This is a genomic window from Aeromicrobium sp. 50.2.37, assembly GCF_024655735.1.
Classification (GTDB): domain Bacteria; phylum Actinomycetota; class Actinomycetes; order Propionibacteriales; family Nocardioidaceae; genus Aeromicrobium.
Genome location: NZ_JANLGG010000010.1, coordinates 63,910 through 82,024, shown reverse-complemented (window position 1 = coordinate 82,024; position 18,115 = coordinate 63,910). Strand labels below are relative to the sequence as shown.

15 protein-coding genes are annotated in these 18,115 nt (G+C 71.7%); 7 read left to right on the top strand and 8 right to left on the bottom strand.

The features are described 5' to 3' along the window. Positions 1 to 9: 9 nt before the first annotated feature. The 6 genes from proB to NUV38_RS07270 all read right to left on the bottom strand — a co-directional run bounded on the left by proB (position 10) and on the right by NUV38_RS07270 (position 7,438). A complete protein-coding gene (proB, locus tag NUV38_RS07295; RefSeq protein WP_257728489.1) occupies positions 10 to 1,098 on the bottom strand; it encodes a glutamate 5-kinase in 1,089 nt (362 codons plus the stop codon). Next, positions 1,095 to 2,675, bottom strand: a complete 1,581-nt coding sequence (gene obgE / locus NUV38_RS07290) for a GTPase ObgE (RefSeq protein WP_257728488.1) — start codon at positions 2,673 to 2,675, stop codon at positions 1,095 to 1,097. The genes proB and obgE overlap by 4 nt, the downstream gene beginning before the upstream one ends. A 96-nt stretch (positions 2,676 to 2,771) precedes the next feature. Further along, complete coding sequence (gene rpmA, locus NUV38_RS07285) at positions 2,772 to 3,026, bottom strand: 50S ribosomal protein L27 (protein ID WP_257728487.1); 255 nt, start codon at positions 3,024 to 3,026, stop codon at positions 2,772 to 2,774. A gap of 12 nt (positions 3,027 to 3,038) precedes the next feature. Next, entirely contained in the window at positions 3,039 to 3,350 is a 312-nt protein-coding gene (gene rplU, locus NUV38_RS07280; RefSeq protein ID WP_055965138.1) for a 50S ribosomal protein L21, read from the bottom strand. A 152-nt stretch (positions 3,351 to 3,502) separates the two neighbouring features. Beyond that, on the bottom strand, positions 3,503 to 6,475 hold the full coding sequence (locus tag NUV38_RS07275) for an Rne/Rng family ribonuclease (RefSeq protein WP_257728486.1): 2,973 nt from the start codon (positions 6,473 to 6,475) through the stop codon (positions 3,503 to 3,505). A gap of 180 nt (positions 6,476 to 6,655) precedes the next feature. After that, entirely contained in the window at positions 6,656 to 7,438 is a 783-nt protein-coding gene (locus NUV38_RS07270) for a TIGR03936 family radical SAM-associated protein (RefSeq protein WP_257728485.1), read from the bottom strand. Between the two features lie 87 nt (positions 7,439 to 7,525). Between NUV38_RS07270 and NUV38_RS07265 the strand changes: the two genes are divergently transcribed. Then, positions 7,526 to 8,740 (top strand): MFS transporter, encoded by a 1,215-nt coding sequence (locus tag NUV38_RS07265; RefSeq protein ID WP_257728484.1) that lies wholly within the window; start codon positions 7,526 to 7,528, stop codon positions 8,738 to 8,740. 6 nt (positions 8,741 to 8,746) lie between these two features. Here NUV38_RS07265 and NUV38_RS07260 read toward each other — a convergent pair whose 3' ends face one another. Then, positions 8,747 to 10,675 (bottom strand): TIGR03960 family B12-binding radical SAM protein, encoded by a 1,929-nt coding sequence (locus NUV38_RS07260; RefSeq protein ID WP_257728483.1) that lies wholly within the window; start codon positions 10,673 to 10,675, stop codon positions 8,747 to 8,749. 145 nt (positions 10,676 to 10,820) lie between these two features. Here NUV38_RS07260 and NUV38_RS07255 point away from each other — a divergent pair, with 145 nt between their 5' ends. The 3 genes from NUV38_RS07255 to NUV38_RS07245 all read left to right on the top strand — a co-directional run bounded on the left by NUV38_RS07255 (position 10,821) and on the right by NUV38_RS07245 (position 13,457). After that, entirely contained in the window at positions 10,821 to 11,585 is a 765-nt protein-coding gene (locus NUV38_RS07255) for a lytic transglycosylase domain-containing protein (protein WP_257728482.1), read from the top strand. Between the two features lie 25 nt (positions 11,586 to 11,610). After that, positions 11,611 to 12,270, top strand: a complete 660-nt coding sequence (locus NUV38_RS07250) for a hypothetical protein (RefSeq protein ID WP_257728481.1) — start codon at positions 11,611 to 11,613, stop codon at positions 12,268 to 12,270. Positions 12,271 to 12,491: 221 nt separating this feature from the next. After that, complete coding sequence (locus tag NUV38_RS07245) at positions 12,492 to 13,457, top strand: hypothetical protein (RefSeq protein WP_257728480.1); 966 nt, start codon at positions 12,492 to 12,494, stop codon at positions 13,455 to 13,457. 74 nt (positions 13,458 to 13,531) lie between these two features. Here the strand turns inward: NUV38_RS07245 and ndk are convergent, their stop codons facing one another. After that, on the bottom strand, positions 13,532 to 13,942 hold the full coding sequence (ndk, locus tag NUV38_RS07240; RefSeq protein ID WP_257728479.1) for a nucleoside-diphosphate kinase: 411 nt from the start codon (positions 13,940 to 13,942) through the stop codon (positions 13,532 to 13,534). A gap of 99 nt (positions 13,943 to 14,041) precedes the next feature. Between ndk and NUV38_RS07235 the strand changes: the two genes are divergently transcribed. From NUV38_RS07235 to NUV38_RS07225, 3 genes are all read left to right on the top strand, one after another. Next, on the top strand, positions 14,042 to 15,751 hold the full coding sequence (locus tag NUV38_RS07235) for a glycoside hydrolase family 13 protein (RefSeq protein WP_257728478.1): 1,710 nt from the start codon (positions 14,042 to 14,044) through the stop codon (positions 15,749 to 15,751). Positions 15,752 to 15,860: 109 nt separating this feature from the next. Then, entirely contained in the window at positions 15,861 to 17,174 is a 1,314-nt protein-coding gene (locus tag NUV38_RS07230; protein WP_257728477.1) for an extracellular solute-binding protein, read from the top strand. Next, entirely contained in the window at positions 17,171 to 18,115 is a 945-nt protein-coding gene (locus NUV38_RS07225) for a carbohydrate ABC transporter permease (protein WP_257728476.1), read from the top strand. Before NUV38_RS07230 ends, NUV38_RS07225 begins: the two co-directional genes overlap by 4 nt.

Below are 18,115 nucleotides of genomic sequence, written 5' to 3'. Positions count from 1 at the left end.
CGGGTCGGGTCAGAGGACGACGAGGTCGTCGCGGTGCACGACCTCACGCTCGTAGTCGGCGCCCAGCTCGGCGGCCAGCGCGTGCGTGGACCGGCCGATGAGGCTGGGCAGCTCGGCGCTGTCGTAGTTGACGAGTCCGCGGGCCACCGCCTGGCCGTCGGGCCCCACGACGTCGACCGGCTCCCCGGCACCGAACTCGCCACTGACCCCGACGATTCCCGCCGGCAGCAGCGAGGCCTTGCGCGAGGTCAGGGCGGCGACCGCTCCGGCGTCGACGTGCAGCTGGCCCTTGGTCTCGCTCGCGTGCGCGAGCCACAGCAGCCGGGTGGGCCGGCGTCGGCCCGTGGGGTGGAAGCGCGTGCCCACCGCCTCTCCCGCGACGGCCGCGACCGCCCGGTCGGCCCGGGCCAGCACCACCGGGATGCCCGCACCGGTGGCGATCCGCGCGGCCTCGATCTTGGTGACCATGCCGCCGGTACCGACCTTCGACCCCACCCGTGCGACGTCGACCTCGAGGAGGTCCTCCGGTCCGTGGACGTCGGGGATCGGCCGTGACGTGGGCAGCGACGGGTGGCCGGTGAAGAGACCGTCGACGTCGGAGAGCAGCACCAGCAGGTCGGCGTGCACGAGGTGCGCCACCAAGGCGGCGAGGCGGTCGTTGTCGCCGAAGCGGATCTCGCTCGTGGCCACCGTGTCGTTCTCGTTGACGACCGGCAGCACACCCAGCTCGTGCAGCTTGGCGAACGTCTGGTGAGCGTTGCGGTAGTGGCTGCGGCGGGTCACGTCGTCGACCGTCAGCAGGACCTGGCCCACGGTGATGCCGTGGGTCGCGAACCGCTCGGAGTAGTGCGCCACGAGGGCACCCTGGCCGACGCTGGCCGCGGCCTGCTGCGTCGGCAGGTCCCGGGGACGGGTCGTGAGCCCGAGCGGCCCCAGTCCGGCCGCGATGGCACCGGAGCTGACCAGCACCACCTCGTCACCCGCTCGCCGGGCTGCGGCTAGGGCCTCCACCACGACGTCGACCTTGGCCGGGTCGAGGTGGCCGGTCGACGACGTCAGCGACGACGAGCCGACCTTGACGACGACCCGCCGGGTCATGCCCCCGTGCCCTCGGGGTCCACGTCCTCGTCCTCGGAGGTCCAGTCGGGCTCCTCGCCGCGCTCGCGCAGGTCGCGGAGCTCGGCCTCCTGCGCCCGCTTGGCGGCCAGCGCCTCGCGACGCTCGACGTTCGTCCGCCGGTCGTCGCGGTCCAGGCGCTGGTCCTCACCGCGACGACCCAGCATCTCGGCACCGGCCTCGATCGTGGGGTCGAAGTCGAAGACGACCGCGTCCTCCCAGCCGAGGTCGGCCGTGCCGCCGATGACGACGTCGTCGCCGGGCTCGGCACCGAGCTTCGCGAGGCTGGCCTCCACACCGAGGCGAGCGAGGCGGTCGGCGAGGTAGCCCACCGCCTCGTCGTTGCTGAAGTCGGTCTGGCCCACCCAGCGGGTGAGCTTGGCGCCACGCACGATCCACTGCTGCTGGCCCTCGGGGCCGCGGCGCTGGTCGACGGTGAACTCCTGGCCCACGCCGGCCTCGGCCTGGGGGCGCAGCACGATGCGGGTGATCTCCCGCGAGGGCGCGTCGGCGCGACGTCGCGCGACGATCTCGGCCATGGCGAACGACAGCTCGCGCAGGCCGGCGTGGCTGGCGGCGGAGACGTCGAACACGTCGTAGCCGCGCTCCTCGAGGTCGGCGCGCACGAACTCGGCGATCTGGGCGGCATCGGGGACGTCGGTCTTGTTGAGCGCCACCAGCCGCGGGCGCTCGAGCAGGTCCTTGCCGGTGGCACCCTCGGCGAGGCCGTCGGCGTAGGCACGCAGCTCGGCCTCGATGACGTCGAGGTCGCTCAACGGGTCGCGGCCGGGCTCCACCGTCGCGCAGTCGATGACGTGCACGAGGGCTGCGCACCGCTCGACGTGGCGCAGGAAGTCGTGACCGAGGCCGCGTCCCTCGCTGGCGCCCTCGATGAGTCCCGGCACGTCGGCCACGGTGAAGGTGGTCGACCCTGCCGTCACCACGCCGAGGTTCGGCACGAGGGTCGTGAACGGGTAGTCCGCGATCTTGGGCCGGGCACGCGACAGCGCGGCGATGAGGCTCGACTTGCCCGCGCTCGGGAAGCCGACCAGGCCGATGTCGGCCACGACCTTGAGCTCCAGGATGATCGTGCGCTCCTGGCCGGGCTCACCCTTGAGGGCGAAGCCCGGTGCCTTGCGCTTGGCCGACGCCAGGGCGGCGTTGCCGAGACCACCTCGGCCGCCCGCGGCGATGACGAGCTCGGTGCCGGGGCCCACGAGGTCGGCGAGCACCTCGCCGGTGCCGTGCTCACCGCCGGAGCGCACCACCGTCCCGTCGGGGACCTTGAGCACGAGGTCGCCACCATGACCGCCGCTGCGGTTGCCGCCCTCCCCCGGCGCTCCGTTGCCGGCCTTGCGCTTCGGCTCGTGGTGGTAGTCCACGAGCGTGGTCACGTCGGCCGAGACCCGCAGGATGACGTCGCCACCGTGGCCGCCGTTGCCGCCGTCGGGCCCGCCGAGCGGCTTGAACTTCTCGCGGTGCACCGACGCGATGCCGTGCCCGCCGTTGCCGCCGACGACGTGCAGCGTCACGCGGTCGACGAAGGTGGGGACGGCCATCGGATGCTCCTGGGAACGGGGGTGGAGGGGAGGTGCAGGGACGTCGAAGGGGTGGCCCGCATGCGCGGACCACCCCTTCGACGGATGTTCTGCCGGTTACTCGCCCGGGAGGATGTTCACGACCTTGCGGCCGCGACGCGTCCCGAACTCGACCGAGCCGGCCGACAGCGCGAAGAGCGTGTCGTCGCCGCCACGGCCGACGTTGGTGCCGGGGTGGAAGTGGGTGCCGCGCTGGCGGACGATGATCTCGCCCGCGTTGACCAGCTGGCCGCCGAAGCGCTTGACGCCGAGGCGCTGGCTGTTGGAGTCGCGGCCGTTCTTGGTGGAGGCTGCGCCCTTCTTGTGTGCCATGAGTTCAGTCCTCTACTTCGCGATGCCGGTGATCTTGACCTGGGTGTACTTCTGACGGTGCCCCTGGCGCTTCTTGTAACCGGTCTTGTTCTTGTACTTCTGGATGGTGATCTTCGGGCCCTTGGTACCGCCGATCGCCTCGGCGGTCACGGAGACCTGGGAGAGCGAGTCGGCGTCGGCCGTGACGGTGTCACCGTCGACGTACAGGACGGCCGGCAGCGAGACCGCCTCGCCCTGGGCCAGGCCGAGCTGGTCGATCTCGATGACGTCGCCGACGGCGACCTTCTGCTGCGTGCCGCCACTGCGCACGATTGCGTAGACCACGGGATTCCTCACTCGGTTCTTGCTGGAAGCTGTGCTTGCCAAGGCTTGGGGCTGTGCAGGGCCGGGCGAACGCAGCGGGCTGGTTCGGCGACCGGTGCCGGGCTCTCGCCCGGGCATGCGGATCGGCGCGCAGGGCGCGCCGACACATCATTCTACGGACCGTCACCCGGCTCGGTCAAAACGGGGGCGTCCTCGCTGGTGGAGGCCTGGTCGCCGTCCGCCTCCGAGACCTCGGGAGCGGACGCCTGCTCGGCCTCGGGCAGGGGGTCCTGCACGGGCTCGGCAGCGGCCTCGGCCTCCGGTGCGACGGCGTCGTCGACAGGCTGCTCGGCCGTCTCCGGTGCCGAGCTCTCGGGCTCGAGCGCCGCGTCGACGGCCGGTGCAGGCGTCTCCTGCTCCGACGGCTGGGAAGGCTCGGCCGGCTGCTCGGCAGGCGCCGGGGCGCCGTCCTCGGCCGTCGGCACGTCCTTGGGGGGTCCGGACCGTCGGGAGGACCGGCTCGAGGACGACGAGGTCGTCGTCGACGTCGTCGACTCCAAGGAGTCGGCCTCGTCCGTCGTCGACTTCTGCTGTCCGCGACGCGAGCCGCCGTTGCCGCCGCCGTTGCCGCCGCCGCCGTTGTTGTTGCCGCCGCCGCCGCCGTTCGACCCACTGTTGTCGTTGCCGCCGTTGCCGCCGTTGCCGCCGCGACCGCGACGCTGACGTCCACCGCCGCGCGGCTCGTCCTTCTTCGGCTCGACCGGCTCGGCCGTGATGACCACACCGCGTCCGTTGCAGTGGTCGCAGTCGGTGCTGAAGGACTCGAGCAGGCCGGTGCCGATCCGCTTGCGGGTCATCTGCACGAGCCCGAGCGACGTCACCTCGGCCACCTGGTGGCGGGTGCGGTCGCGGCCCAGGCACTCGACCAGGCGACGCAGCACCAGGTCACGGTTGCTCTCGAGCACCATGTCGATGAAGTCGATGACGATGATGCCGCCGATGTCGCGCAGCCGGAGCTGGCGGACGATCTCCTCGGCGGCCTCGAGGTTGTTCTTGGTGACCGTCTCCTCGAGGTTGCCCCCGGAGCCGGTGAACTTGCCGGTGTTGACGTCGACCACGGTCATGGCCTCGGTGCGGTCGATCACGAGCGAGCCACCCGAGGGCAGCCAGACCTTGCGCTCGAGCGCCTTGTGGATCTGCTCGTCGATGCGCAGCACGTCGAAGGAGTCGCGCCCGTCGTGCTCGGCGGGCGACCACTCCTGCAGTCGCTCGGCGAGGTCGGGGGCGACGTGGCGCAGGTAGCCGGAGATGTTGTCCCAGGCGTCGGAGCCCTCGACGACCAGCGAGGCGAAGTCCTCGTTGAACAGGTCGCGCACGACCTTGATCACGAGGTCGGGCTCGGCGTACAGGAGCTGGGGACCCTTGGCCGTCGGGGTGCCGTCCTCGCCGATCCCGGCCTTGGCCTTGATGTCGTCCCAGCGCGCCGTGAGCGCGGTGACGTCGCGGGTCAGCTGGTCCTCGCTTGCGCCCTCGGCAGCCGTGCGGACGATGACGCCGGCGTCCTCGGGGAGCACCTCCTTGAGGAGGGCCTTGAGCCGGGCGCGCTCGGTGTCGGGCAGCTTGCGGGAGATGCCGTTGGACTGGCCGCCCGGGACGTAGACCAGGAAGCGGCCCGGCAGGCTGATCTGGCTCGTGAGCCGCGCGCCCTTCTGGCCGATCGGGTCCTTGGAGACCTGCACGAGGATCTGCTGGCCGGGGGTCAGCGCCTCCTCGATCTTGCGGGCCTTGCCGTTCTGCACGCCGCTCCAGTCGACCTCGCCGGCGTAGATGACGGCGTTGCGACCGGCACCGATGTCGACGAAGGCCGCCTCCATGCTGGGCAGGACGTTCTGGACCTTGCCGAGGTACACGTTGCCGATGAGCGACGTCTGCGACTCGCGGGCCACGTAGTGCTCGACGAGCACGGAGTCCTCGAGCACGGCGATCTGGGTGTAGGCGTCGCTCTCGGCGCCGGAGCCCTTCGACACGTGCTGGCGGACGACCATCTGACGGTCGACGGCCTCGCGTCGGGCCAGGAACTCGGCCTCGGACACGATCGGCGCGCGGCGCCGTCCGGCCTCACGGCCCTCGCGGCGGCGCTGCTTCTTGGCCTCGAGGCGCGTGGAGCCGGTCACGCCGGTGATCTCGTCCTCGGGGTTGCGACCCTCGCGGACCCGCACGACGGTGTTCTCCGGATCGTCGGGCGAGGCGGACGCGCGCTCGCCCGAGCGGGCGCGACGCCGGCGACGGCGGGTGTTGGTGCTCTGACCCTCGCCGTCTCCCCCGTCACCGGAGTCGTCCTGGTTCGACGAGCCGCCGGCTCCGTCGTCCTGGCCCTTGGCCTCGCCGGCCTCGGCGCCGTCGGAGGAGTCCGAGCCGTCGCGGCTGTCGTCACCCTTGTTGTTGCGGCGGCGGCCGCCGCGGCTGCGGCGGCGGCGCTTGGGGCCGCCTCCGGCTCCGTCGCCGGAGTCGTCGCCCTGCTCGTCCGAGCCGGCGGCATCGCCGGAACGGTCGTCGGAGGACCGGTCGTCGCGGGCGGGCGCCGCCACCGGCTCAGGAGCCTGGAACGCCACGGCGGCGGTGGCGCCGTCGTCGGAGGCGGGCTTGCGACCGCCACGGCTGCGGGCCGGTCGGCCACCGCCGCTCGCGCGCTCGGAGTCGCCGCTCGAGGCCGGGGCGTCCTGTCCGGCCCCGTCCTCGACGGCCTCGTCGTTCGTCGCCGTCGACTTCTTCGCCGCGGTCTTCTTGGCGGTCGAGCTCGCGGAGGTGCTCTTCTTGGTGGTCTTCTTGGCCGCCGCCTTCTTCGCCGGGGCCTCGGCGGACCCGGAGTCGCCGTCGGACCCGCCCGAGGAGGCCGCCTTCTTGGCGGTCCGTCGGGCCGGGGCCTCCTGCGTCGAGCCGGCATCGGACGCGCCGGAGTCCTTCGTGGCGGGGTCCTTGCCGGACGCGGCACGCGACGGCGCCTTCTTCGCCGGGGCCTCGGGCGGGGCGAAGATGTCGGTGCTCACGGCCGCGGGTGGTCCCGCGGGCCGGGCTGCGGCCCGTCGTCTCGTGCGCGAGGTGGTGCTGGTCTCGGCGGTGGATGTGTTCTTGTCGTCGTCGAGCATGTGCTCTCCTCAGGCCCCGTGAGCGCCGGAGCACGGCCGGGGTTCTGCGTCTGCGGCTCCTCGCCCGGGGGCTCGGTCACCGAAAGTCTTCTGGCGGTGCCGGGGCGCTGGGGCGTCCCGGGTGGTCGACGTCCGGCCTGTCACACGGCTCCCCGTCCGCCCCGCCGCGGTCAGCACCTGTCAGGATGCGTCGCGGTCGAGGGCGAGTGGATCGCCGACCGTCCCGTCCTCCACGTCCAGAGGACCCTGGGCCGAGCGGGTCGCCAGGGGCGTCTGCTCGAGCTCGAGGCCCCCGCGGTTGCGAAGTCCGGTGAGTACGTCGTCCGGTCGGACCGACGGGTTCTGGTGTCGGACGACCACCGTCAGTATCGCATACGCCACACCCGAGGTGTCGGACGAACCAACGGAGAGTGACTGGACGGCGGCGCGGGCGTCGAAGGTCCGCAGACCTCGTTTGGTCATCCGCTCGACGTCGACCTGCTCGGCCGCGAGGAACGCGTCGGCTGCCTCCTGCACCCGTTCCGGCGCGGTCCCGCGCAGCTCAATTACCCACTCGCTCGCCTCGAGCCGGTCCGCGAGCGAGCCCCCGCCCTCGCGCGCGGGAACGACCTCCAGCACGTCGATGCCGGGCGGCAGCGCGTCGTCCAGCGCCACGCGGACGGACTCGGGATCACGCGGCTGCGTGAGCCCGATCTCGAGGAACTCGGCCTCGCTCGCCGCGCCGGTGGGAGCCGCTCCGGCGTAGGAGATCTTCGGGTGGGGCGTGTAGCCCGACGAGAACGCGATGGGCACCTGGGCGCGGCGGACCGCGCGCTCGAAGGCACGGCCGAAGTCACGGTGGCTGGTGAACCGCAGCCGGCCACGCTTGGCGTAGCGGATGCGCAGCCTCTGGACGATGGGCAGCTGCGGGTTGGGCGCCTCCGGGTTGGGGGTGCCACGCAGGGTCGTGCTGCCGTCGGACATGGGTCCGACCCTACCGAGGTCGGCGATCGCGGGCTCTCGCCGAGGGCCGCGTGCGGACGCCTTCGGACGGTGGCGTTGGATGTCTCGGTGAGCTCCTCGTCGTCGGTCCGTCGCGGTGGTCCCGCCTGGCTCGTGGGGGCCGCAATCGTGCTCCTCGCGCTCAACCTGCGCGTGGCGATCGGCAGCGTCGGGGTGGTCATCGACCCCCTGCGCGACGACCTCGGCATGAGCGCGACGGTCGCGGGCGTCCTGACCACGCTCCCCGTGCTGTGCTTCGCCGTCTTCGGCACGACGGCAGCACGCGTGGTCCGCCTGCTCGGTCTCGACCGCACCGCCGCCGCCCTGCTCGCCGTGCTGGCCCTCGGGCTCCTCGCCCGGTCGGTCGTCGACTCCACCGCGCTCTTCCTCGTGCTGTCGGTCGTGGCGCTCGCCGCGTGCGCGGTGGGCAACGTGGTGCTGCCGGCCCTCGCGAAGGAGCACTTCCCCGATCGGCTCCCCCTCGTCGGCTCGCTCTACGGTGCCGCGCTCATGGCCGGCGGCGCCGTGAGCTCGGTGGTCACGGTGCCGGTCGCCGACGCGCTCGGTGGCTGGCGGCCCGGCATCGCGGTGTGGGCCGTGCTGAGCGTGGCCGCCCTGCTGCCGTGGCTGCCGATCGCGGCCCGTGCCGGGCGGGCGGGACGCGACGTCCGACCGGTCGGACCGTCGCTGGCCCGGCTCGCCCACAGTCGACTCGCCTGGGCCTGCGCCCTCTGCTTCGGCGCGCAGTCGGCCCAGGCCTACGCCCAGTTCGGCTGGTTCCCGACGATCCTGGCCGACGCCGGGCTCGCGCAGGGCACGGCCGGGGCGATGCAGGGGCTGCTCGGTGCCGTCGGCATCCCGATGACCCTCCTGCTGCCGCCGCTGGTGGCCCGCCTCGGCGGCCGCGGGATCCTCCCGTGGGTCTTCGCCGCCCTGACCGCGAGCGGCTGGGCCGGGGTCCTGTGGGCCCCGACCGCGGCTCCGTGGCTGTGGGCGATCCTGCTCGGGCTCGGCGGGTGCGCGTTCACCTGGGTGCTGATCATGTTCGGCCGCCGCGCCTCGACGACGGAAGGCACGGCCTCGCTGTCGGCGTTCGCGCAGTCCGTCGGCTACCTCGTCGCCGGGCTCGGACCGTTCGGCACGGGCCTGCTGCACGATCTGACCGGCTCGTGGACCGCGCCGGTCACGGTGCTCATGCTCGGCGCCGTGCTCATCGGCGTCTTCGGCACCCTCGTCGACCGCGGTGGGACGATCGAGCACGAGCTCGAGCGCCCTGCCGCCTGAGGTCGCTCAGACCACCGAGAGCGGCAGCAGCTTCTGGCCCGTCGGGCCGATCTGGATGTCGGTGCCCATCTGCGGGCAGACGCCGCAGTCGTAGCAGGGGGTCCAGCGGCAGTCCTCGATCTCGAGGGCGTCGGGGTCGAGCGCGTCCTGCCAGTCCTCCCAGAGCCACTCCTTGTCGAGCCCGGCGTCGAGGTGGTCCCACGGGAGCACCTCGTCGTGGTCGCGCTCGCGGGTGGTGTACCAGTCGAGGTCGACCGGCTCGTCGGCCAGGACCTCGGCGGTCGCAGCCTCCCAGCGCTCGAAGAAGAAGTGCTCGCTCCAGCCGTCGAACCGACCGCCGTCACGCCACACCGCCTCCACGATCCGCCCGACCCGTCGGTCACCGCGCGACAGCAGTCCCTCGACGATCCCGGGTCGTCCGTCGTGGTACCGGAAGCCGATGGCCCGACCGAAGCGCTTGTCCGACTGCACGGACTCACGGAGCTTCCGCAGACGCTCGTCGGTGGTCTCGTGGTCGAGCTGCGCGGCCCACTGGAACGGCGTCTGCGGCTTGGGCACGAAGCCGCCGATGCTCACGGTGCAGCGGATGTCTCGGCGACCCGACGCCTCGCGTCCGGCCTCGATGACCCGCTTGGCGAGCTCGCCGATCTGCAGCACGTCCTCGTCGGTCTCGGTGGGCAGCCCGCACATGAAGTACAGCTTCACCTGTCGCCAACCGTGCGAGTACGCCGCCGTGACCGTGCGGATGAGGTCGTCCTCGGTCACCGCCTTGTTGATGACCTTGCGCAGACGCTCGCTGCCGCCCTCGGGCGCGAACGTGAGCCCCGAGCGTCGGCCGTTGCGGCTGAACTCGTTGGCCAGCGTGATGTTGAAGGCGTCGACGCGGGTCGACGGCAGCGACAGCGACGTGTTGGTGCCCTCGTAGCGGTCGCCGAGCTGCTTGGCGAGGTCGCCGATCTCGGTGTGGTCGGCGCTGGACAGGCTGAGGAGCCCGACCTCCTGGTAGCCCGACTCCTTCAGACCGGTGTCGATCATGTCGCCGATGGTCTGCAGCGAGCGCTCGCGCACGGGGCGCGTGATCATGCCCGCCTGGCAGAACCGGCAGCCGCGCGTGCAGCCACGGAAGATCTCGACGGAGTACCGCTCGTGCACCGTCTCGGCCAGCGGCACCAGCGGCTTGCGCGGGTACGGCCACTGGTCGAGGTCCATGACCGTGTGCTTGGCGACGCGCCACGGGACGCCCTCGCGGTTGGGTCGGACCGACGCGATGCGGCCGTCGTCGTGGTAGTCGACGTCGTAGAACTTCGGCACGTACACGCCGCCCGAGGCCGCGAGCCGCAGCAGCAGCTCGTCGCGGCCGCCGGGACGTCCCTCGTCCTTCCACTCCCGCACGACCTCGCTGATGGCGAGCGCGATCTCCTCGCCGTCGCCGAGGACGGCGGCGTCGAGGAAGTCGGCGACCGGCTCGGGGTTGAAGGCGCTGTGGCCGCCCGCGAGCACGATCGGGTCGTCGTCGGTGCGGTCGACGGCGTGCAACGGGATGGAGGCCAGGTCGAGCGCCGTGAGCATGTTGGTGTAGCCGAGCTCCGTGGCGAAGGAGATGCCGAGGACGTCGAAGGCTCGGACGGGGCGGTGCGCGTCGACCGTGAACTGCGGGATGCGGTGCTCGCGCATGACCGCCTCCATGTCGGCCTGCACGGCGTACGTGCGCTCGGCCAGCAGCCAGTCACGCTCGTTCAGCACCTCGTAGAGGATCTGGACGCCCTGGTTCGGCAGCCCGACCTCGTAGGCGTCGGGGTACATGAGCGCCCAACGCACGCTGACGTCGTCCCACTCCTTGACGGTGGCATTGAGCTCGCCGCCGACGTACTGGATGGGCTTGCCCACCGTCGGCAGGAGCGGCTCGAGACGGGGGAAGACGGACTCGACGGACATGGCCCCAGGCTACGCGGCCGTGTCGACCCGGACGGGCGCCGACCTGAGAGAAGCGCTGCGAGGTCTCAGCATCGTTGCCTACACTCGGTGGTTCTTCCACCGGGCCCTTCCCCGCCCCCTCGTCCCCCACCAGGCAGGAGCGCGCGTGCGTCACGACGACATCGTCGACCGGTCGGGCGGTCGGCACCGGATGGCACGCCACCGCGCACCGTCGGCATTCGAACGACGCCGCGACCGCACCCTCGACGTGCTGGCCGACGTCGTCGACGCGCTGCCGAGCGGTCGGATGCTCTCGACCTTCGCCGTCGGCGGGGTCGTCGTGGCCGCCGGTCTGACGGCCGGCGCCCAGGCCGTGGGAGCCGGGGACAGCGCCGCCGCCGCGACCGGGCTGCGCCCCGTGTCGGCCATCGCGACGCCGCTCGTGCAGGCCCAGCGCGTGTCCGACGCCGTGATCGTCGACCAGGGCGCCCAGCGCAAGGTCGAGGAGGTCCAGGCCAAGGCCGACGGACAGCAGCGTGCCACCGAGCAGGCGAAGAAGGAGGCCGCCGAGCGCAAGGCGGCCGCCGAGAAGGCGAAGCGGGAGCAGGAGCGGCAGGCGGCGCTGGAGGCCGCCGACCCCAAGGTCGTCGCGCGCGCCATGCTCGCCGACTACGGCTGGGACGAGGGCCAGTTCTCGTGCCTCGACAACATCTGGAGCCAGGAGAGCGGCTGGCGCGTCAACGCCGAGAACCCGTCGTCGGGCGCCTACGGCATCCCGCAGTCGCTGCCCGGGTCGAAGATGGCCAGCGCCGGGAGCGACTGGCGCACCAACCCGGCGACCCAGATCGAGTGGGGCCTCGGATACATCGAGGGCCGCTACGGCTCGCCGTGCGCGGCGTGGGACTTCAAGAAGGGCGCCGGCTGGTACTGAGCGCGACTCCGTACGCTTGCCTGCCATGGGTCTGTTCAATCGACGCAAGCCGCCGATCTCGGTCTCCTACGTGCCGAAGTCGTCCGATCCGGATGCGCCCGACCAGGTGGTGACGCTCAGCAACGGCTCCGAGGTGGGCCTGCGCCCCATCCTGCGGTTCGTGCCCCGCGACCAGTACGGTCGCGAGCTGCCGAACGTCGAGGTCGGCACCGTGCTGGGCATCGACCGGGGCGCCGTCGTGGCGCCGCCCGGTGCCGCCGCCACCGACGTGCTGCACTTCCACGGCCAGGGCGCCCGCAACGTGCGCGGCGTCGAGGTGCACGTCGAGGGCATGGAGCAGGTGGACCTCGACGGCGTCGTGGCCCCGGTCGAAGCACTCATGGTCGACCTCGAGGAGCACGCCACGCTCGACCCGCAGGACTTCTGGGGCATCGGCCTGGTCAATCGCAACGAGGTGCCGATCAGCGTCGGCGTGACGCTCGTGGAGTACGAGGAGCGGGTGGGCGACGCCCCCCGCCAGGCCGTGGACGCCGTGACCCTCGACGGCACCGTCGACCTCGCCTCGCAGTCCCACGAGGTCGTCTGGCTCCCCGAGGAGGTCCGTGGCCGCTTCCACGGCGTCCTCGCCCACGTCGTCGTCCCCTGGACCGGCCCCGCCGAACCCCCTCCCCTCGACCCCGCCTGACTCCTCTGGAGGACGCAAGATTCTGCCTTCGTGAGCGAGAGTCCGAACGATGCTGCGTTGACGACGGGATCCGGGCGCGAACGCAGCATCGATCCAGACGCCGGTTACGAACGCAGAATCTTGCGTCGCCCCGTCCACAGGGCTCTCGTGCCCGCGTGTCTTCGTCCACAGCCTTCGGCCGCGCCCTTCGTCGGGGGCCGGAGGGCCGACACGGTGGAGGCATGGAGTCCGTCATGTCCGTCCGCCACGCCGTCGAGCTGTTCGGGTCCTGGCCTGTGCGTCAGCGCCTGCGCGCCGGTGTCTGGCAGCGCCCGTGCCGGGGCGTCGTCGTCACGCACAACGGTGTCCTGACCGTGCACGAACGAGACCTGGTCGCGCTCGCCTCCTCTCCCCCGCGGGCAGCCCTCGCCGGCTCATCCGCGCTCCGACAGGACGGCTTCGACGCGCGCGACCCCCGCCCCGTCGTCGTCCTGCCGGCGGGAGCACGGGCACCGTCGTGGGACCGCGCCACCGCACACTGGTCGCACGAGCTGACCGATGTCGACGTGCATCCGACGCACCGGCCGAGACGGACCAGGCCGGCGCGGTCGATCCTCGACACCGCCTCCTGGAGCAGCAACGAACGCTACGCACGCTGGATCGTGATCAGCGCCCTGCAGGCCGGTCTCGTCACCACCCGGCACCTGCGTGAGGCCCTGACCCGCCGCGGTCGGTGTCGGCATCGCAGCGTGATCGTCTCGTCGATCCTCGACGCGGCCGGTGGGATCCAGTCGGTCCCCGAGCGAGACTTCGCGGCCATCTGGCGAGCCACGGGGCTTCCCGTCGCCACACGGCAGGAGGCGGTGCGTGGTCCGACTGGTCGCTTCTACCTCGACGTGTGGAGCGAGCGCCTCGGGTTCGGCGTCGAGGTGCACGGGATCCCGCACCTCGCCATCGAGCAGTGGGACGAGGACCTCGTCCGAGCCAACGAGATCGTGATCACCGGCCGGCACGGGCTGACCTTCTCGTCGTACTCGATCCGCCACCACCCCCACACCGTGATGGACCAGCTCGACCGGATGGCTCGAGCCCACGGATGGGAAGGCGCCCTGGCCCCCGAGCTCCTTCCCCGGTCCCCATCTTGGGACCCAGAGCAACGCAAGATTCTGCGTTCGGGTGCGAGGAACTCAACCATGCTGCGTTCGTGACCGGATCCGGACACGAACGCAGAAGCGTTCGATCTGCCGCTCACGAGCACAGAATCTTGCGTCCGCCGGAGGCGTCAGGCGAGGGAGGGGAACCAGAGGGCGATCTCGCGGGCCGCGGACTCCTCGGAGTCGGAGGCGTGGACGAGGTTCTCACGGTTGGACAGGGAGAGGTCACCGCGGACGGTGCCGGGGGCTGCGGCCCGGCCGTCGGTGGCGCCGTTCAGGGCGCGGACGACCGCGATCGCCTCGTCGCCCTCGAGCACGAGTGCCACGAGCGGGCCCGACGTCGCGAAGTCGCGCAGCGGCGGGTACCAGGGCTGCTCGACGTGCTCGGCGTAGTGCGCGTCGGCCTGGGCGGCGTCGATGGCGCGGTGCTCCATGGCCACGATCGAGAGGCCCTTGGCCTCGTAGCGGCCGAGGACCTCTCCGACGAGACCACGACGGACGGCATCGGGCTTGAGCAGGACGAGCGTGCGCTGGGACATGGCCTCAACCTAGCGAAGGCCCCCGCTCTTCGGTCCGGTGGTGCGCCCGTCGGTAGCGTGGTCCGCGCCGACCCCAGCGAGCCCGACCCCGAGGAATCCATGAGCAACCAGCCCTGGTGGCGCCACGCCGTCATCTACCAGGTGTACCCCCGGTCGTGGGCCGACGCCGACGGCGACGGCATCGGCGACCTGCCCGGCATCACCTCCCGGCTCGGGCACCTCGCCGACCTCGGCGTCGACGCCCTGTGGCTGTCGCCGTTCTACGTGTCCCCGCAGAACGACGGCGGGTACGACGTCGCCGACTTCCGCGACGTCGATCCGCTGTTCGGCACGCTCGACGACTTCGACGCCCTCGTCGAGCGGGCCCACCAGCTCCGGCTGCGGGTGATCGTCGACGTCGTCCCCAACCACTCCTCGAGCGAGCACCCCTGGTTCCAGGCGGCGCTCGCCGCCGGCCCAGGCAGCGCCGAGCGCGCGCGGTACGTCTTCCGACCCGGGCGGGGCCCCGACGGCGCAGAGCCACCCAACAACTGGCAGTCGAAGTTCGGGGGCCCGGCCTGGACTCGCACGACGAACCCCGACGGCACCCCCGGCGACTGGTACCTGCACCTGTTCGACGTGACCCAGCCCGACTTCGACTGGACGAACCCCGAGGTCCGCGAGGAGATGTTGTCGGTCCTGCGCTTCTGGCTCGACCGCGGCGTCGACGGGTTCCGCATCGACGTCGCGCACGGCCTGGTCAAGGCCGAGGGCCTGCCCGACGCCGACCTGTCGCTCGACGAGACCCGCGACCGCAGTGCGGCCCTCCCGATGTGGGACCAGCCCGGTGTCCACGACGTGTACCGGGCCTGGCGCACCCTCGTCGAGGGCTACGCAGGCTCGCTCGCCGACGTGTGGGACCAGGACGACGACCGGATGCTGTGCGGCGAGGCATGGGTGCGCCCTGCCGAGGCACTCGCGCAGTACGTGCGCCCCGACGAGCTGCACCAGACGTTCAACTTCTCCTTCCTGCAGACCCCCTGGGACGCCGACGCCCTGAGGGACGCGATCGGCCGGTCCCTCGAGAGCGCCGCCGACGTCGGCGCCCCGCAGACCTGGGTGCTCTCGAACCACGACGTCGTGCGGCATGCCACCAGGCTCGGTCGCTGCGACGCCACCCGTGTGGTGGACACGGAGGGCATCGGCCCCGACGACGAGCAGCCCGACGCGGAGCTGGGCCTGCGCCGGGCCCGCGCGGCGACCACCCTCATGCTCGCCCTCCCGGGGTCGGCCTACCTGTACCAGGGCGAGGAGCTGGGCCTGCCCGATGCCACCGAGCTCTCCACCGACGTGCTGCAGGACCCCACCTGGGAGCTCTCGGGCCACGAGCGCCGCGGGCGCGACGGCTGCCGCGTGCCCGTCCCGTGGGAGTCCACCGGCCCGTCGCTCGGCTTCGGCCCCGCGGGCGACCCGTGGCTGCCGCAGCCGTCGGTCTACGCGGACCTGGCGCCCGCCCGCCAGCGCGGTGTCGAGGGCTCGACGCTCGAGCTGTACCGCACGCTGCTGCGCCTGCGGCGCGAGCTGGAGCTGGGCACGCGGTCGCTCGCGTGGATCGAGGACGGTGAGGACCACGCCGTGCAGCACGTCGACGGACTGCTGTCGTTCGCACTCGTCGCCAGCGGTGGCGACGTGGTGGCGACCGTCCACACCAACGTGTCGTCGGTGCCGGTCCCACGGCCTCCGGGTGAGCTGATCGTCTCGAGCGGCGAGGTCGCCGACGACCAGCTGCCCGCCGACACCACGGTCTGGCTCCGCCCCCATCCGGCCTGATCGCGGCCGGGGCGACCCCGGGGTTGCGTCCCCGACGCCACCGTCCTACGTTGATGACTCCCGTGTGGCACCGGTCACGTCGGGGACGGAGGGAAAGGGGACCCGACCCATGGCGACCACGCGACGTCGGACGGCGGTGATGGTCGCGAGTCTCGCCCTCGGCTCCTCGCTCCTCGCCGCCTGTGGCGGATCCGAGGGCAAGCCCACGCTCAACTGGTACATCAACCCGGACGGCCAGGACACCCTGAACCAGCTGGCCGAGGACTGCAGCACCGACGACTACGACATCGCCATCCAGCTGCTCCCGGCCAGCGCCACCGACCAGCGCACCCAGCTCGCGCGCCGGCTCGCCGCAGGCGACAGCTCCACCGACCTCATGAGCCTCGACCCGGTGTTCGTCCCCGAGTTCGCCAACGCCGAGTGGTTGAAGCCGTTCGAGGGCGACCTCGCCGACGAGGTGCTCGACGACGACGTCCTCAAGGGCGCGGCCGAGACGGTCACGTGGAACGACCAGGTCGTCGCCGCGCCGCAGTGGGCCAACACGCAGGTCGTGTGGTTCCGCAAGTCCCTCGCCGAGGCCGCCGGGCTCGACATGAGCCAGCCGGTCACCTGGGACCAGGTCATCGACGCGGCCTCCGAGGAGGGCGGCACCGTCGGCGTGCAGGCCAACCGTTACGAGGCCTACGTCGTGTGGATCAACTCGCTCATCCAGGGCGCCGGAGGCAACATCCTCGACCCCGACACCGTCGAGGACGGCCGCGACGCGAAGGTCACGATCGACTCGGCGGCCGGCAAGGACGCCGCTGCGGTCATCCAGAAGCTCGCCGACTCCCCCGCCGCGCAGCCCGATCTCACCACCTCGAACGAGGGCACGAGCCTCGGCCAGATGTTCCCCGAGAACGGCCCCGGCGAGTTCATGACCAACTGGACCTTCGTCTACAAGAACTACGAGGGGCTCATCGGCAAGCCCGGTGGCCCGAAGGACGAGCAGGAGTTCGAGGACCTCGGCTGGGCCCGGTACCCGCAGACGGTCGAGGGCGAGGAGTCCCGGCCCCCGATCGGCGGCATCGACATCGGCGTCGGCGCGTTCTCCGAGCACCCCGACTTCGCGCAGGAGGCTGCCGTCTGCGTCACGAACGCCGAGGCGCAGTCGGCCCTGGCCGTCAACGAGGGCCTCATGCCGTCGCGCCAGTCGGTCTACGACTCCGCCGAGCTCAAGGAGGCGTACCCGGCCGACCTGCTGCAGCTCTACAGCGAGAGCGTCGACACCGGTGGCCCCCGCCCCAAGAGCGCCTTCTACAGCCAGGTCTCGAGCGCCATCCAGTCGCGCTGGCACTCGCCGCGTTCGGTGAGCCCGGAGTCGACGCCGAAGCAGTCGGCCGACTTCCTGACCGCGATCCTCCGAGGGGAGGCACTCCTGTGAGCACCGCCACCGCCCCCAAGAAGGCCCCGAAGAAGTCCACGGGCAAGCCCGTCGCGTCGGACCGCGCCAAGGCCGAGAGCCGCCTCGCGCTGTACCTCGTGGCCCCGGCCGTGGCACTCATGCTGCTGGTCACGGCGTTCCCGATGCTGAGGGCGCTCTACCTGTCGCTGTTCAGCTACTCGCTCACCGCACCCGACGACCGTGAGTTCGTGGGCCTGGCCAACTACGGGACCGCCCTCACCGACCGACTGTTCTGGATCGACACGGCCAACACGGTCGGCATCATGATCATCACCGTGGCGTTCGAGCTCGTCATCGGCTTCGTCTTCGCCATGGTCATGCACCGGCTGATCTTCGCCCGCGGCCTCGTCCGCACGTCGATCCTCATCCCCTACGGCATCATCACCGTCGTCTCGGGCTTCGCGTGGCAGTTCGCGTTCTCCAACACCAACGGCTTCGTGAACGGCTGGATCCCCTTCCTCGGCGACGACTTCACCTGGTTCGCGGAGTACCAGACGTCGATGGTGGCGATCATGGTCTCGGAGATCTGGAAGACGACGCCGTTCATGGCGCTGCTCCTGCTCGCCGGCCTCGCGCAGGTCCCCGAGGACATGCTGGAGGCGGCGAAGGTCGACGGGGCCACGTGGTGGCAGCGGCTCTGGAAGGTGATCCTGCCGAACATGCGGGCGGCGATCATGGTGGCCGTGCTGTTCCGCGCGCTCGACGCCTACCGCATCTTCGACAACATCTTCGTCATGACCGCCGGTGCCAACAACACCGAGTCGATCTCGTTCCTCACCTACCGGCAGGTGATCGAGCAGTTCCAGCTGGGCATCGGCTCAGCCCTCTCGGTGCTGCTGTTCCTGTCGGTGCTCGTGGTGGCGTTCGTGATCGTCAAGGTGTTCCGGGTCAACCTCGCGGACGCACGGCAGGAGGGCTGA

Excerpts from the sequence above, each read along its gene's own strand:
- obgE (WP_257728488.1), bottom strand. The coding sequence starts at position 2,675 with ATGGCCGTCCCCACCTTCGTCGACCGCGTGACGCTGCACGTCGTCGGC.
- rpmA (WP_257728487.1), bottom strand. The coding sequence starts at position 3,026 with ATGGCACACAAGAAGGGCGCAGCCTCCACCAAGAACGGCCGCGACTCC.
- NUV38_RS07235 (WP_257728478.1), top strand. The coding sequence starts at position 14,042 with ATGAGCAACCAGCCCTGGTGGCGCCACGCCGTCATCTACCAGGTGTAC.
- NUV38_RS07260 (WP_257728483.1), bottom strand. The coding sequence starts at position 10,675 with ATGTCCGTCGAGTCCGTCTTCCCCCGTCTCGAGCCGCTCCTGCCGACG.
- proB (WP_257728489.1), bottom strand. The coding sequence starts at position 1,098 with ATGACCCGGCGGGTCGTCGTCAAGGTCGGCTCGTCGTCGCTGACGTCG.
- ndk (WP_257728479.1), bottom strand. The coding sequence starts at position 13,942 with ATGTCCCAGCGCACGCTCGTCCTGCTCAAGCCCGATGCCGTCCGTCGT.
- NUV38_RS07230 (WP_257728477.1), top strand. The coding sequence starts at position 15,861 with ATGGCGACCACGCGACGTCGGACGGCGGTGATGGTCGCGAGTCTCGCC.
- NUV38_RS07270 (WP_257728485.1), bottom strand. The coding sequence starts at position 7,438 with ATGTCCGACGGCAGCACGACCCTGCGTGGCACCCCCAACCCGGAGGCG.
- NUV38_RS07245 (WP_257728480.1), top strand. The coding sequence starts at position 12,492 with ATGGAGTCCGTCATGTCCGTCCGCCACGCCGTCGAGCTGTTCGGGTCC.
- NUV38_RS07275 (WP_257728486.1), bottom strand. The coding sequence starts at position 6,475 with ATGCTCGACGACGACAAGAACACATCCACCGCCGAGACCAGCACCACC.
- NUV38_RS07250 (WP_257728481.1), top strand. The coding sequence starts at position 11,611 with ATGGGTCTGTTCAATCGACGCAAGCCGCCGATCTCGGTCTCCTACGTG.